We start from the raw sequence: 14,877 nt of genomic DNA on the forward strand, positions 1-14,877 counted from the left end.
CATGCGTTGGCCACTCATTCGCTACATCCCGCGTTCGACCCACTATCGGTTCGTGCGCTGGGCCCCGGTCGCGGCCGTCATCTCGGCGGTCCTGATCGCCGCCTCGATCGGCCTGCTGGTCTTCCAGGGCCTGAACCTGGGTATCGACTTCAAGGGCGGCGTCGCCCTGGAAGTGCAGATGTCGCGCCCGGCTCCCTTGGCCGAGCTGCGCACGACGCTGGACCAGATCGGCGCCCATGACGGCCAGGTGCAGGGCTTCGGTTCGCCGAACTCGGCCATGGTCAAGTTCCTGCCGGCCAAGGGCGAAAAGCCCAGCGACGCGTCCAAGCACGTCGAAACCGAACTGGTGAAGCGCTTCCCCGACCTGAAGGTGACCAGCCGTTCGGAAGTGGGCGCCAAGGTCTCGGGCGAGCTGCTGCTCTCGGGCTTCAAGGCCCTGGGCGTGGCCCTGCTGCTGACCCTGGGCTACATCTGGTTCCGCTTCGGCCTGTCGTACGGCACGGGCGCGGTCGTGGCCGTGATCCACGACATCGTTCTGACCCTGGGCCTGCTGTCGGTCATGCGCATCGAGTTCTCGATGACCGAGATCGCGGCCCTGCTGACGGTCATCGGCTATTCGATGAACGAGAAGGTCATCACCTTCGACCGACTGAAAGAGAACCTGCGCAAGTACAAGACCACCCCGCTGCGCGACATCATCGACCTGTCGGAAAACGAGCGTCTGTCGCGGACGATCATCACCGGCACCACGGCCCTGCTGGCCCTGGGCGGCACGATGATCTTCGGCGGGCCGGTCCTGTTCCCGCTGGTGTTCACGATGATCTTCGGGATCATCATCGGCACCTATTCGTCGATCTATATCGCCCTGCCGATGATCCTGATCTGGGGCGTCAAGCGGAACGACGAGGAAGCCACGCCGATCAAGCTCGGCGCGGCCTCGCGCCCCTGATGCGTCAGCCGCCGTCCATCGATGCCTGGGGCGGCGGCGGCTTCCGGGTCTCCGGCGACTGGCGGTCCGGCTCGCTGCTGATCCTCGACGATCAGCCCCGCGACTGGTCCGCCACGTCCCTGGCCGAGCTGACCCCCGAGGCCTTCGCCGAGGTGTTCGCCGCCGGCGGGGCGGTGGAGTTCGTTTTGCTGGGCACGGGCCTCAACAACGGCCTGCCGCCGCGCGCGGTCCGCGACGCCCTGAAGGCGGCGGGCGTGGGCCTCGAGTTCATGAGCACCGAAGCGGCGGCTCGGACGTATAACGTCCTGGCCAGCGAAGGCCGCAGGCTGGCGGCTGCGCTGATCGCGGTCTAGGCTGTCTGGTCGACGGTCGCGCCGGGTTCTTCGGCGCGATCCTTCTTCGCCTTGGCTTCGGCGCGTTCCTCGGCCGCCTTTCGCAGCATGCCCAGGGCCGCCTCGGCGACGCCGCCGACGCGGTTCTCGTCGGTCAGGGTGTCCAGGGCGGCCTTGGCGTCGTCCGACAACGAGACCTGCACGGCCGCGTCCTTGCCGGTCTTCTCGGCCTTTTCAGCCTTCTCCTCCGCCAGTTGCTGCTCGCGTCCATCGGCATTGGTTTGGAGGAAGGCCTTCCAGCTCTCCAGGGTCCCGGTCCGCTCAAGGCTGGCCGTCCCGGCGAAGATCATCTTCTGCTGCTGGGGCGACATCCGGTTCAGGGCGACGATCTGGTCGGCCATCACATTGCCTTCGCGCGGCGTGCGCATACCCCGGGCGTTGAAGTCATCGGCGGCCTGGCGGATTTGCTTGGCTATGGTCGAGTTGTTCCAGGCGGCGTTCAGCGCGTCGCGATCGGCCTGGGTGCTGGACTTGAACCAGTCGGCCCGACCTTGGTCCGAGGTGTACAGCGCCTTGCCGATGGCGACATAGGCGTCGATCTTCTGGTCATCCGAGGCGCCGGAGCCGTCGGCTAGGATCGCGGACTGGCGCAGAACCACGGCGACGACGCCGCCACCGCTGGCGGGCGGCGGGGAGAGGGGCTGGGCGACGGACGACACTTGCATGGCGGATCTCGCTTTGGCGCAACTTGAGGTTACGGCATTCGCCTTAACGGCGTCCTAGCGGCGACTTTGCCGACTCCCGAAAACGGTCCTATGGTCCGGGCCAAGCTTTCAGAAGGACTTGGGGGAAACGATGTCCGGGCTGCTTTCCAACTTCCGCAACACCATGATCGTCAGCTTCGTGCTGGCCCTGGTGATCGTGATCGGCTACGCGCACGGCCCCGACGGGCATGGCGCGATCTTCCTGCAGGCCGTTTTCCGCTGGCTGCACGTGCTGTTCGGCATCCTGTGGATCGGACTGCTCTACTACTTCAACTTCGTGCAGATCCGCGTGATGCCGCAGATCCCGGCCGAGCTGAAGCCGGCGGTCAGCAAGTACATCGCGCCCGAAGCCCTGTTCTGGTTCCGCTGGGCGGCGCTGTTCACCTGGGTGATGGGCGTGATCCTGGCTTTCAGCCGCGGCTACCTGCTGGAAGCGGCGAGCCTGGGCCTGGCCGGCGGCTACACGCCCGGCGTGGACATGCAGTACACCTTCATCGGCACCGGCATGTGGCTGGGCACGGTGATGTTCTTCAACGTCTGGGTCTTCATCTGGCCGAACCAGAAGATCGCGCTGGGCATGGTCGAGGCCGACGCGGACGCCAAGGCGAAGGCGGCCAAGCTGGCCATGCTGTTCTCGCGCACCAACACCCTGCTTAGCCTGCCGATGCTGGCGACCATGGCGATGAACCAGACCGTCTTCGGCTGACGCCCGACGCGACACGCTGTAAGGGGAGGGCCCGCCAGTTCGGCGGGCCCTTCTTCGTCTTGAGACCATGGCCGACACCGAAACCCTCGACGACCTCGTCCGCCGCGTCGATCCCGACCGCTGGCTGGCCAGCCGGTTCATCGGCGACCTGGCCGCGCGGGCCGACGTCATCGCGCTCTTCGGCCTGAACTACGAGCTGGCCCGGGTGGCGGGCGGCGTCTCCAACGCCCTGATGGGCGAGATCCGCATCACCTGGTGGCGCGAGGCGATGGAAGAGATCGCCGCCGGCAAGCCGCCCCGCAAGCATCCCAATGTCGAGGCCCTGGCCGCGTCGAGGTTCGACCCGAACGCGCTCGCGACGTTGGCCGAGGCGCGCTTCACCGACCTGGACGAAGGTCCGCTGAAGGACGAGGCGGCGGTGCTGGCCTATGTCGACGCTACGGCCGGAGCCCTGGCGGTGCTGGCCGCGCGGCGGCTGGATCCCAGCGCCGACCCGCACGCCGTCAAGGGCGCGGCGCGGGCCTGGGGACTTTCTGGGCTGTGGCGGCTGAAGCAGGCGGGGCGTGACCGGCTGCCGGCGGACTGGACGCAGGCGGATATGAAGCGGCGGGTCGAAGACCAGCTTAAAGCGGCGCGCAGAGAGGTGAGGGGGCTGCCGGTGGCGGCGTTCCCGGCCGTGGCCCCCGCGGCCCTGGCGCGGGCCTATATGGCCGGGCGCGAGATGGGAGAGCTGGAAAAGAAGGCCCGACTGACGGTGGCCGTCGCCACCGGAAAACTCTGACACAAACCCATCATCCGTCTCCCCGGCGAAAGCCGGGGCCCAGATCGTAGAACTGGGAGGCGCACGCAGAAACGCCCGCGAACCTAGCGGGGATCGCGGTCGCTCTTGCATCTGGGCCCCGGCTTTCGCCGGGGAGACGGGATTTATGTCTGGATCCCGGCTCGAAGGCCGGGATGACCGCCTACCGCGGTCACTTCCCCGGCCGGATGTTCCCCGTCCACTGGTCCAGCCAGTCCAGCACTTCCTTGTGCCACTGCACCGAGTTCTGGGCCTTCAGCACCCAGTGGTTCTCGTTCGGGAAGTACAGCAGCTTGCTGGGCACGCCCTTGCGCTGCAGGGCCGTGAAGGCTCCCAGGCCCTGTTCGACGGGGATGCGATAGTCCAGTTGGCCCTGCACGATCAGCTGCGGCTTGGTCCACTGGGCCACGTGCAGGGCGGGGTTGAAGGTCTCGTAGGTCGTTCCGGGCTGCCAGGGCGTTCCACCGTTCTCCCACTCGGTGAACCATAGCTCCTCGGTGGCGTAGCCCATGGCGCGGGTGTCGAAGACGCCGTCGTGGGTGACCAGGCACTTCCAGGGCTGGGGCCAGGCGCCAGCGATCCAGTTGACCATGTAGCCGCCGTACGAGGCGCCCAGGGCGCAGGCGCGGTCGCCGTCCAGGAAGGCGTACTTGCCCAGCGCCGCGCTCCAGCCCTTCTGCAGATCTTCCAGCGGGCGGTCGCCCCAATGCTGGCTGATCGCGTCGGTGAAGGCCTGGCCGTAGCCGGTCGAGCCGTGGAAATCGATCATCACCACGGCGTAGCCGGCATTGGCGTAGATCTGCGGGTTCCAGCGATAGGACCAGCTGTTGCTGAATGAGCCCTGCGGACCGCCGTGAATCAGGAAGGCCACGGGATACTTCTTGGCCGGGTCGAAGCTTGCTGGCCTCAGAACGAAGCCATGCACGGTTTCGTCGTTCCAGCCCTTGAAGCTGAACTGTTCGGGCTCGCCCCAGGCTACGTCCCTGAGCGCTTCGCTGGAGACGCTGGCCACCCTCACCACCGGGCGCTTGGACCCGAGCAGGAACAGCTCCGACGGACTCTTCAGCGAGTCCGAGGCGTAGACGATGCCCGCCGGGCCCACATCGAAGCCGGTGACATGGCCGTCGCCGGTGAGCGCGACGACCTTGTCGCTCTTCACGTCGATGGCGAACAGCTTGCCTTGGCCGACGTCCAGGGCGGTGGCGTAGATCGTCGTGCCGTCCGGGCTCCAGGCGATGGAGTCGGCCGAGCGGTCCCAGTTGGGCGCCAGTTCGCGTTCCTGGCCGGTGGCCATGTCGCGCACAATGATGGCGAAGCGATCAGCCTCGAAGCCGGGGCGCTTCATGGCGCGATAGGCGGCCTGCTTACCGTCGGGCGAGAACACCGGGGCGGCGTCCCAGGCCTTGTTGCCGGCCGTGAGGTTCTGGACCCTGGCCGAGCCGTCCAGCGGCGCGCTCCAGACGTCATAGTTGGTCGTCCAGGCCTCATCCTTGCCCGCGACCTTCGCCGAGAACACCAGCCCCTTGCTGTCCGGCGTGATCGTGAAATCGGCGTCGTCGCCATAGGGCTTGGTGGGCGTGTCGCCGTCGAAGCCCTTCATCAGGTCGACCGGTTGGCCGGCCGCCACGCCGTTGGCGTCCAGCGTCCAGGCGAAGAGGTGGTTCTTGGTCCCGTCGTTCCACGTATCCCAGTGGCGGACGAACAGGCGATCATAGACCACGCCCGTGGCCTTGGTCGCGGTCTTGGCGGCCAGCCTGGCCTCGGTGCAGGCGAAGTCGGCGCAGTCGGGGAACACGGCCAGGCCCACGACGATGGTCTTGCCGTCCGGGGCGACCTTGAAGGCCTGGACGTCGAACGGGGCCGCGGTCACCTGGGTCGCGGTCTCGCCCATGACGTCGGTCTTGAACACCTGCTCGATCCCGCCGGCGCGGCTGGACGAGAAGTAGATGGTCTTGCCGTCGGCGCTCCAGCGGCCGCTCGACGCGCCGCCGTTCGAGATCGCCAGCCGACGCGGGGCCATCCTGGTCTTCAGGTCGGCGACCCACAGCGACATCGCGGCCTTGTTGGCCGGATAGTCCATGGTCCGCACCGAATAGAGCACATAGCGGCCGTCGGGCGAGACGCGCGGATCCGACAGGCGATCCAGGCTCGCCATGTCCTTGGCGGTGAAGACGTGCGGCTTGGCGGGCGTCTGCGCTTGGGCCGCCCCGGCGAGGGCGATGGCGAGGACCGCGGCGGAGGCGGCCATGGGGGCGACGATACGCAAGCTCTTGATCATGAAACCGAAATTCCCGGAAACGGTTATCGCTTTGGCGGCGGAGCGTAGTCCTGCTTTCGCCGAGGGGATAGGGGACCCCGGTACAAGATTCCCGAGCACGGATCGTCGACCGACGGTCTGTTTCCGCGCCTGCGTTTCTGTGACAAAACTGTAATCAAGTCAGTCGTTTAGCGCGTAACAATCCGAAACAGACTTTGCTTTGCCGCGACGCAGCATCCTTCCTAGATGGTAGTCGGGGCGAAAGGACGACCGCAGAGTCGTCCGTCGAACGATAAGGTGTCTCTAGTGTCGGCTTCGGGTTATTTTCAGCACACGGTCGCAGGGCCGGTGATCTTCGCGGGGATCGGCCTGCACACGGGCGCGCACGTGCGCGTCTCGGTGCGTCCGTCGGCCCCCGACACGGGGATCGTCTTCGTGCGGACCGATGTGCAGGACCGCGACAACCGCGTTCCCGTGACCGCCCAGGCGGTCTGCCAGACGCAGCTCGGCACCGTGATCGGCAATGGCGACGACGTCCGCGTCTCGACCATCGAGCACCTGATGGCGGCTCTGGCGGCCCTGTCGATCGACAACTGCGTCGTCGAGCTGGACGGTCCGGAAGTGCCGATCATGGATGGCTCCTCCGAGCCCTTCGTCCAGATCCTGGACCGCGCCGGCCGCCGCAAGCAGGAAGCCGTCCGCCAGTACATCGAGATCCTGGCCCCGATCACGGTGGAGGAGGGCGACAAGCGCGCCAGCCTGTTGCCGTCGGACCGTTTCGAGGTCGCCTTCGAGATCGCCTTCGGCTCGCGGGCCATCGGCCGTCAGGCCGTGGATCTGGTCGTCGACGAAGACTCGTTCCGCGCCGAGCTCTCCGACTGTCGCACCTTCGGCTTCGTCCGCGATGTCGAGGCCCTGCGCGCCATCGGCCTGGCTCGGGGCGGCTCGATGGAGAACGCCGTGGTCATCGACGGCGATCGCGTGTTGAACCCGGAAGGCCTGCGCCGTCCGGACGAGTTCGTTCGCCACAAGGCGCTGGACGCCATCGGCGATCTCTATGTGCTGGGCAAGCCGCTTGTGGGCCGCTTCGAAGGCGTTCTGGCCGGTCACGGCCTCAATAACGCCGTGGTTCGGGCATTGATGGCCCAGCCGCGCGCCTGGCGCCTACGCGCCCTCGCGTCGGAACTGGCTGAAGCGGTCTAGATAGCGTCTCCGGGAGTCGGGCTCGGCGTTCGCATTTGCGCCTTCGACGGCGTGGTGTAGAAGCCTTGCACGGCGCTGGGGCGCACGTTTGCTTCGAGGGTGAGAGACTCCGTGCTTCGTAATTTCAAGGGACGTTCGGCCGTCACGATCGCCGCAATGCTGGTCGCCGTGTCGGTGGCGGGCTGCGCGGGCAAGTCCAAGAAGCCGACCCTCGCCTACGAAGAGCGCCCGGTCGAGCTGCTGTATTCCACGGGCGCCAACCGCCTGGACCGTGGCAACTGGAACGAAGCCGTCGACTATTTCCGCGAGGTCGAGCGCCAGCACCCTTATTCGGAATGGTCGCGCCGCTCGATTCTGATGACCGGCTACGCCCACTACATGGGCAACCAGTACGCCGACGCCATCGGCGACTCGGACCGCTTCATCTCGCTGTACCCCGGCAACCCGTCGGCCCAGTACGCCTACTATCTGAAGGCCATCTGCTATTTCGAGCAGATCGTCGACGTGAACCGCGACCAGGCCGCCACCGAGCAGGCCCTGGCCGCGCTGCGCGACGTCGTCCAGCGCTACCCGACCACCGAGTACGCCCAGGACGCCCGCCTGAAGATCGACATGGTCAACGACCAGCTGGCCGGCAAGGAAATGGCCATCGGTCGCTATTACCTGAAGCAGGGCCAGACCCTGGCCGCCATCGGCCGCTTCAAGACCGTCATCGAGAAGCACCAGACCACCTCGCACACGCCTGAAGCGCTCTATCGTCTGGTCGAGGCCTATCTGACCATCGGCCTGACCGAGGAAGCCAAGCGCAACGGCGCGGTTCTGGGCTACAACTTCCCGGGCGACCGCTGGTACGCCGACGCCTACAAGCTACTCAACGACAATGGCCTGCGTCCCGCCGTCGAGCCGCTGAAGGCCGGCGCCAAGCGCAACGTCCTGGAGCGCGTCCTGTCGAAGGACAAGGACACGACCCTGGCGCCTCCGGGCGAAAAGAAGTCCAGGAAGGGCCTGATGGGCGTCCTGGGCATGTAGAAGCGACGGGATCGGATGCCTGGTCCTGTTTCGTTCTACCTTTGCGCTTTGAAAAATCCTGATTCCCGGCGATCTTGCGCATCATGCTGATCGGCCTCTCCATCCGTGACGTCGTGCTCATCGAGAGCCTGGACCTGGCCATCGGCGAGGGCCTGACCGCGCTGACCGGCGAGACCGGGGCGGGGAAGTCGATCATCCTCGACGCCCTGGGCCTGGCCACTGGCGCGCGCGCCGACGCGGGGCTGGTGCGCCGAGGGGCCGCCGGCCACGCCTCGGCCACGGCGATGTTCGCCCTGCCGGCCGACCACCCGGCCTTCGCCTATCTGGACGACAAGGGCCTGGCCTACGCCCGTGACGAGGATTTGGTCCTGCGCCGGCAGTTGTCGCCCGACGGTCGCAGCCGCGCCTTCGTCAACGACCAGGCCACCAGTGTTGGCGTGCTGAAGGACCTCGGCGCGCTGCTGCTGGAGGTTCACGGCCAGCACGAGACCGTCGGTCTGCTGGATCCCAAGACCCACCGCGGCCTGCTGGACGTCTTTGGCGGGGTCAGCGTCGGCGCCGTCGGCTCGGCCTGGAGCGCCTGGCGCGCCGCCCGCGAGGCGGCCGCCGCGCTGCGCGACCTGGCCGGCCGCGCCGCCGCCGAGACCGAGGAACTGACCCTGCGCCTCTCCGAACTGGACCGTCTCGATCCCCGCGAAGGGGAGGAGGCGGCCTTGGCCGAGGAGCGGGCCCTGCTGAGCTCGGCCGAAAAGGCGATGATCGACATCGCCTCGGCCCAGGACGCCCTGGGCGGCGACGCCTTGTCCGGAAAGCTGGCCCAGGCCTATCGCGCCTTGGAGCGGGCCCGCGAGCGCGCCCTGCAGGCTGGCGCCCCGGCCGACGGCGCGGCCATGACCCGGCTATCCGCCGCCTGCGAGGCCGTCGACCGGGCTCTGGTCGAGGCCCAGGAAGCCAGCGCCGCCATCGATTCGGTGGCCGAGAGTTTCGAGTTCGAGCCCGATCGCCTGGAAAAGGCCGAAGAGCGCCTGTTCGCCCTGCGCGGCATGGCCCGCAAGCTCAATGTCCTGGTCGAGGACCTGCCGGCCAAGCGCGCCGAGTTCGCCGCGCGGCTGCAGGCCATCGAGACCTCCGAGGAGGCCCTGAAAGCCGCCGACAAGGAAGCCGCCGAGGCCCGCGAGGCCTATCTCTACGCCGCCGAGGCGCTGTCGACCGAGCGCCGCGCCGCCGGCGACGCCCTGGCCAAGGCCGTCGAGGCCGAACTGGCCCCGCTGAAGCTGGAAAAGGCCAGGTTCCGCGTCGCTGTCGAGCCCCTGGCCGAGGATCGCGCTGGCCCGACCGGCCTGGACCGCATCGCCTTCGAGATCTCGACAAATCCCGGCGCGCCGTTCGGCCCGATGGAGGCCATCGCCTCGGGCGGCGAACTGGCCCGCTTCGCCCTGGCCCTGAAGGCGGCGCTGGCGGGGCGCGGCGGCGGTCCGCAGCCGCTGATGATTTTCGACGAGGTCGACCAAGGCGTCGGCGGGGCCGTGGCCGACGCGGTGGGCCTGCGCCTGAAGCGCCTGGCCTCGAACGCCCAGGTTCTGGTCGTCACCCACTCGGCCCAGGTCGCCGCGCGGGGCGACGCCCACTGGCGGATCTCGAAGTCGGGCGACGACACCTCGACCCGCACCAAGGTCGAACCGCTCAGCCCGGCCGAGCGCGAGGAAGAGATCGCGCGGATGCTGTCAGGCGCCGAGGTGACGGAAGCCGCGCGCGCGGCGGCGCGGGCCTTGATGGCCTAGAGCGTGGCAGCCGAAAATGTGAGCGGCTTCGGCGCCTGCCACGCTCCAAATGCTTGAAATGGAGCCTGTTTATCCGCTTCTGATGTTTCCATCAGAAGCGGACAGGCTCTAGGCGGTCGCCGGGGCGTTGGTCGGAACGCGCTGGGCGGCCGACCGCCCCTTCATCCACCGCTGCAACGGCGCGTCGACCATCCGCTCGAACAGCCACGCCACGACGATCGTCGCCGGGATCGCCAACGCCCACAGCGCCCAGGCCGCCGCCGAGGGTAGGCCAAGCTTGCTCTCGACCATCCGCGCGACGCCGAACCACATGGCCGCCGTCAGGGTGTTGGTCAGAAACAGCGAGAACGACAGCTTCCCGGCCGCGCCGGCCCAGCGCCAGGCGCGGGGCTTGGAGGCGCCGGCCGCGTAGATCAGGAAGCCCAGCAGGGCCAGGCTGAAATAGTCGACCCGGCCCAGGGCCTGGATACCGACCGCGGCCGCCAGGGTCGCCACGGCCAGCGGCAGGGCCTGTCGGCGCGCCAGGGTCGTCACCGGCAGGCGGGCGACCAGCAGGCCGATCATGAACAGGGGGACGCCCCGGATCAGGCCGAAGCGCAGCGGCAGCTGGTAGCCGGGGATGCCGAAGACCATCAGCGCGGCCTGGTCGATGGCGACGTAGGCGCAGACGCCCAGGATCAAGAGCGCCAGCGGCCGCTGCGTCGCCGCCACCCGCCGCCAGACCATCGGGAACAGAGCGTAGGCCACGATCAGGGCCGACAGGGTCCAGGTCGGGGTGTTCCAGCCCGAGCTCCCTGGCACGAACCAGGCCTGGACCAGGAAGACCTGCGGCAGCAGCTGGTCCCACTGGAACCACTGCGGGTTCTGCGGCGCCAGGCCGATCGCCGAGGTTCCAACGAAGAACGCGACGAACAGAGCCAGCATCACCAGATGCGGCGGCCAGATGCGCTGCACGCGCCGCTTCAGGAAGGTCAGGGTGTCGACGTCGACGCTTTCAACGCGGGGGCCATAGGCCCGGGCCAGCACATAGCCGGACAACATCAGGAAGAAATCCGTCGCCAGATAGCCGCGCCCGAAGGCCGGCGACAGGCTGAACAGCGACACCGGGGCCCGCTCGGCCACGTGGTAGAGCACGATGAACAGCGCCGCCAGGAACCGCAGGGCGTCCAGCGGACCGTCCCGCGACAGGACGGGCAGAGCATTATTTGTGCCGGCTTTGAACATCGAAGGCTCCTTCAAGCCTTGCGGCGCAAGGGACGGGCCAATTTTCCCCTGACAGGCGACCACATCGCTGACTCCCCCCGTCAGGACGGCGTTGCTAACCTGCCGGGACTTCCCGTCTTTCGGATTCGCCGCTGTGTCCCTCATCCCCGTCGCCGACCTCACCGAAGCCCAGGCCGTCGAGGAACTGGAGCGCCTGGCCGACCAGCTGACCGCGCACGACATCGCGTATCACCAGAAGGACGCGCCCACGATCAGCGACGCCGAGTACGACGCCCTCAAGCGCCGCAACCTCGACATCGAGACCCGCTTTCCGCACCTGGTTCGCGACAATTCCCCATCCATGCGGGTTGGCGCGGCGCGGGCCGAGCAATTCGCCCCGGTCGAGCACGGCGTGCCGATGCTCAGCCTCGACAACGCCTTTTCCAACGACGAGGCGATCGAGTTCGACGCCCGGATCCGGCGGTTCCTGCGTCTCACGCCCTCCGACACGGTCGCCTATACGGCCGAGCCCAAGATCGACGGCCTGTCGGCTTCGCTGCGCTACGAGAAGGGCGTGCTGGTCCAGGGCGCGACGCGCGGCGATGGCCGGGTGGGCGAGGACGTCACCGCCAACCTGCGCACCATCGCCGACATCCCCCACCGCCTGAAGGGCTCGGGCTGGCCCGACGTGATCGAGGTGCGCGGCGAGGTCTATGTCGAGCTGGAGGCCTTCGCAGCCTTCAATCAGGCCGCCGAAGAAGCTGGTCAGCGCACCTACGCCAATCCGCGCAACTTCGCCGCCGGCTCGCTGCGCCAGATCGATCCGAAGATCAGCGCCCAGCGGCCGCTGCGATTCTTCGGCTATGCCTGGGGCCTGGTGTCCGAGCCGTTCGCCGACAGCCAGTGGGGCGCGCTTTCGATGCTCGCCGAGTGGGGTTTCGTCACCACGGCCCCGCCAGCCAGGCGGGTCGAGAACGCCCAGGGCCTGCTGGACGTCTACGCCCAGTTCGAGGCCCTGCGGCCCACGCTGGGCTTCGACATCGACGGGGTCGTCTACAAGGTCGACGACCTGGAGCAGCAACGCCGCCTGGGTTTCGTCTCGCGCTCGCCGCGTTGGGCCATCGCCCGCAAGTTTCCGGCCCAGCGGGCCCGCACGATCCTGGAAGCCATCGACCTGCAGGTCGGCCGCACCGGGGCGATCACGCCGGTGGCGCGGCTGAAGCCGGTGACGGTCGGCGGCGTCTCTGTGACCAACGCCACCCTGCACAACGCCGACGAGATCGCCCGCCTGGACGTCCGCCTCGGCGACACCGTGGTGATCCAGCGGGCCGGCGACGTGATCCCGCAGATCGTCGAGGTGGCCCTGGACGCGCGGCCCGACCCGGCGCCGGCGCCTTACGAATTCCCCCACGTCTGCCCGTGTCCGCTGAAGACGCCGCTGGCCCGCGAGGTCACGGCTTCGGGCCAGGAATCGGTGGTGCGCCGCTGCACCGGCGAGTTCGCCTGTCCGTTCCAGCGGGTCGAGCACCTGCGCCACTTCGCGTCTCGGCGCGCCTTCGACATCGAGGGCCTGGGCGAGAAGCAACTTCAGGCCTTCTTCGACGAGGGCTGGATTACCGAGCCGGCCGACATCTTCAAGCTGGCCAAGGACGAGGAAAAGCTCTCGGCCCTGCGCGAACGCGAGGGCTATGGCGAGACCTCGGTCGCCAACCTGGTCAAGGGCATCGAGGCGCGCCGTACGATCTGCATGGACCGGATGATCTATGGCCTGGGCGCGCGCGACATCGGCGAGACGACCTCGACGGTGCTGGCCCGCAACTTCGACCGCTTCGAGGACCTGCAGGCCGCCGCCGAGGCCGCCGCCAAGGGCCTGCCGGGCGAGACCTATCTGGAGCTTTCCACCGCGCCCGGCGTCGGGCCCAAGGCGTTGGACACGCTGGTCGAGGCGGGGAGGGGCGGTCCGATGGCGGATCCCTGGCCGCAGACCGACGACCTGGAGATCAAGATCGGCCACGCGGTTCCGAAGCTGACCAAGCCCGCCCGCGCGGCCCTGGCCCAGCGCTACGGCGCCTGGGACGCTTTCGCCGAGGGCCTAGCCGCAGCAGCCTCGGGCGCGCCGGGCGAGGACTACCTGAACCTGGCGGCCATCGACGGCGTCGGTCCGGTGGCGGCTCAGTCGCTGGCCCGGTTCTTCGCCGAGCAGCATAACCGCGCCAAGGTCGCCAACCTCGTCGCCGAGTTGGACATCCAGCCCGTCGCCAAGCCCAAGACCGACACGGCCGTGGCCGGCAAGACCATCGTCTTCACCGGTTCGCTGGAGAAGATGACCCGCGACGAGGCCAAGGCCCAGGCAGAAAGCCTTGGTGCGAAAGTCGCCTCGTCGGTGTCGAAGAAGACCGATCTGGTGGTCGCCGGTCCCGGCGCGGGCTCGAAACTGAAGACGGCGACCGACCTAGGCATCCAGGTGATGACTGAAGACGAGTGGCTGGAGATGGTCACCAAATGAAGGTCATCGCGCTGGACTTCGAGACCGCCAATGAGCAGCGCGCGAGCCCGTGTTCGATCGGCCTGGCCTGGATCGAGGACGGCCAGGTGGCGCGGATCGAGCACCATTATATCCGGCCGCCCGGCAATCGCTTCGCGCGGTTCAACATCGCTTTTCACGGCATCGGTCCTCAGCATGTCGAGGACGCCGACGAGTGGCCGGAGGTTCTCGAGCGGCTGCGGCCCGAACTAGAGGGCGCGCTGGTGTTGGCCCACAACGCTTCGTTCGACGTCAGTGTGATCCGCCGGACATGCGAGCACTATGGGGTGCGGGCGCCCGGCTTCGACTATCTGTGCACGGTGCAGGTGGCGCGCGGCGTCTGGCCGGAGCTGTCGTCGCACAAGCTGAACGTGGTCTGCGGCCACCTGGGCGTCGACTTCAAGCACCACGACGCGGCGGGCGACGCCTATGCCTGCGGACAGGTGGCGCTGGCGGCGGCGAGCTTGAACGGCGCGCCGCATGTACGCGACCTTCCGGGCCGCCTGGGCATGACCCTCGGCCGGCTAGACCACGACGGCTACACGCCGCCCAAGGGGGCGGTCAGCGCTCGCCGCCCCCGGGCTCACGGCTGAGGCGCGTCGCCGCAAACGCAATTCCCGCCTCGTTTTCGCCTTCGGCCTTGTCCTGACTGGGCGGATCACGCAACGAATGGGTTCAAACGCGCATTTGAAGGCGCGAACCTATCGGGAGTATCGAATGCTGCGCACTATCCTGCTTGCCGCCGCCCTAACTGTTACGGCCGGTTCGGCCTTCGCGGCCGACGTCACCGGGGTCTGGCAGACGCCGACCAACGGCGGCCAGGTCGAGATCGCCCGTTGCGGCAACAGCCTGTGCGGCAAGCTGATTACGTCCGACCACATCAAGGCCAACCCGGCCCAGAAGGACGCCAAGAACAAGGACGAGTCCCAGCGCGGCCGTCCTTTGAAGAACCTGCAGATGCTGTACGACTTCTCCGGCGGCCCGACCAAGTGGACCGGCGGCAAGGTCTATAATCCCGACGACGGCGGCACCTATTCGGGCACGGTCGAACTGCTCAGCGACAACGAGCTGAAGCTGAAGGGCTGCATCGTCGCGCCGCTGTGCAAGACGCAGCGGTGGACGCGGTTGAAGTAGGGCCGAGAAGCCCCCTCAGTCGCTTCGCGACAGCTCCCCCATGAAGGGGGAGCACGCCTAGGTACTCCTCCCCCTTCATGGGGGAGGTGGCCCACAGGGCCGGAGGGGGCAGCGCCGCCCTAGGCCACGGACTCATTAAATCGCAGCCAAATGCGTACTGAGGCGAGTTTGACGCCGGCGAGATAGTTGTCGGCGC

General features: G+C 67.9%; 13 protein-coding genes. 10 read left to right on the top strand and 3 right to left on the bottom strand.

Annotated elements, in window-relative coordinates:
* Position 1: 1 nt before the first annotated feature.
* Both secF and AC1RJ9_RS03810 read left to right on the top strand, forming a co-directional pair.
* Positions 2-949 (top strand): protein translocase subunit SecF, encoded by a 948-nt coding sequence (gene secF / locus AC1RJ9_RS03805; RefSeq protein WP_492834557.1) that lies wholly within the window; start codon positions 2-4, stop codon positions 947-949.
* Complete coding sequence (locus tag AC1RJ9_RS03810) at positions 949-1,302, top strand: Mth938-like domain-containing protein (RefSeq protein WP_492834555.1); 354 nt, start codon at positions 949-951, stop codon at positions 1,300-1,302. Before secF ends, AC1RJ9_RS03810 begins: the two co-directional genes overlap by 1 nt.
* Here the strand turns inward: AC1RJ9_RS03810 and AC1RJ9_RS03815 are convergent.
* Positions 1,299-2,006: a hypothetical protein gene (locus tag AC1RJ9_RS03815; protein ID WP_492834553.1), complete on the bottom strand. Its 708-nt coding sequence runs from the start codon at positions 2,004-2,006 to the stop codon at positions 1,299-1,301. The genes AC1RJ9_RS03810 and AC1RJ9_RS03815 overlap by 4 nt on opposite strands.
* A 130-nt stretch (positions 2,007-2,136) precedes the next feature.
* Between AC1RJ9_RS03815 and AC1RJ9_RS03820 the strand changes: the two genes are divergently transcribed.
* The gene (locus AC1RJ9_RS03820) at positions 2,137-2,751 is read left to right on the top strand and encodes a urate hydroxylase PuuD (RefSeq protein ID WP_492834551.1); all 615 of its coding nucleotides are present in this window, start codon (positions 2,137-2,139) and stop codon (positions 2,749-2,751) included.
* Positions 2,752-2,818: 67 nt separating this feature from the next.
* Positions 2,819-3,532: a squalene/phytoene synthase family protein gene (locus tag AC1RJ9_RS03825; RefSeq protein ID WP_492834549.1), complete on the top strand. Its 714-nt coding sequence runs from the start codon at positions 2,819-2,821 to the stop codon at positions 3,530-3,532.
* A gap of 190 nt (positions 3,533-3,722) precedes the next feature.
* On the opposite strand, the gene AC1RJ9_RS03830 is transcribed toward AC1RJ9_RS03825, so the two are convergent.
* Positions 3,723-5,828: a S9 family peptidase gene (locus tag AC1RJ9_RS03830; RefSeq protein ID WP_492834547.1), complete on the bottom strand. Its 2,106-nt coding sequence runs from the start codon at positions 5,826-5,828 to the stop codon at positions 3,723-3,725.
* Positions 5,829-6,113: 285 nt separating this feature from the next.
* On the opposite strand from AC1RJ9_RS03830, the gene lpxC reads away from it, so the two are divergent.
* The 3 genes from lpxC to recN all read left to right on the top strand — a co-directional run bounded on the left by lpxC (position 6,114) and on the right by recN (position 9,820).
* Complete coding sequence (gene lpxC, locus AC1RJ9_RS03835; RefSeq protein WP_492834545.1) at positions 6,114-7,010, top strand: UDP-3-O-acyl-N-acetylglucosamine deacetylase; 897 nt, start codon at positions 6,114-6,116, stop codon at positions 7,008-7,010.
* A gap of 99 nt (positions 7,011-7,109) precedes the next feature.
* On the top strand, positions 7,110-8,039 hold the full coding sequence (locus tag AC1RJ9_RS03840) for an outer membrane protein assembly factor BamD (protein WP_492834543.1): 930 nt from the start codon (positions 7,110-7,112) through the stop codon (positions 8,037-8,039).
* A gap of 83 nt (positions 8,040-8,122) precedes the next feature.
* Entirely contained in the window at positions 8,123-9,820 is a 1,698-nt protein-coding gene (gene recN, locus AC1RJ9_RS03845) for a DNA repair protein RecN (protein ID WP_492834541.1), read from the top strand.
* A gap of 108 nt (positions 9,821-9,928) precedes the next feature.
* Here the strand turns inward: recN and AC1RJ9_RS03850 are convergent, their stop codons facing one another.
* Entirely contained in the window at positions 9,929-11,044 is a 1,116-nt protein-coding gene (locus AC1RJ9_RS03850; protein ID WP_492834539.1) for an acyltransferase family protein, read from the bottom strand.
* A gap of 133 nt (positions 11,045-11,177) precedes the next feature.
* On the opposite strand from AC1RJ9_RS03850, the gene ligA reads away from it, so the two are divergent.
* The 3 genes from ligA to AC1RJ9_RS03865 all read left to right on the top strand — a co-directional run bounded on the left by ligA (position 11,178) and on the right by AC1RJ9_RS03865 (position 14,681).
* Positions 11,178-13,529, top strand: coding sequence for an NAD-dependent DNA ligase LigA (ligA, locus tag AC1RJ9_RS03855; RefSeq protein WP_492834537.1), 2,352 nt, complete (start codon positions 11,178-11,180; stop codon positions 13,527-13,529).
* Positions 13,526-14,140 carry a 3'-5' exonuclease gene (locus AC1RJ9_RS03860; RefSeq protein ID WP_492834535.1) on the top strand — a complete coding sequence of 205 codons (615 nt, stop codon included), beginning with the start codon at positions 13,526-13,528 and terminating at the stop codon, positions 14,138-14,140. The genes ligA and AC1RJ9_RS03860 overlap by 4 nt, the downstream gene beginning before the upstream one ends.
* Positions 14,141-14,264: 124 nt before the next feature.
* A complete protein-coding gene (locus tag AC1RJ9_RS03865; RefSeq protein ID WP_492834533.1) occupies positions 14,265-14,681 on the top strand; it encodes a DUF2147 domain-containing protein in 417 nt (138 codons plus the stop codon).
* The last annotated feature ends 196 nt before the right edge of the window (positions 14,682-14,877 follow it).

Source organism: Caulobacter sp. GW822-FHT07D08 (assembly GCF_058798735.1).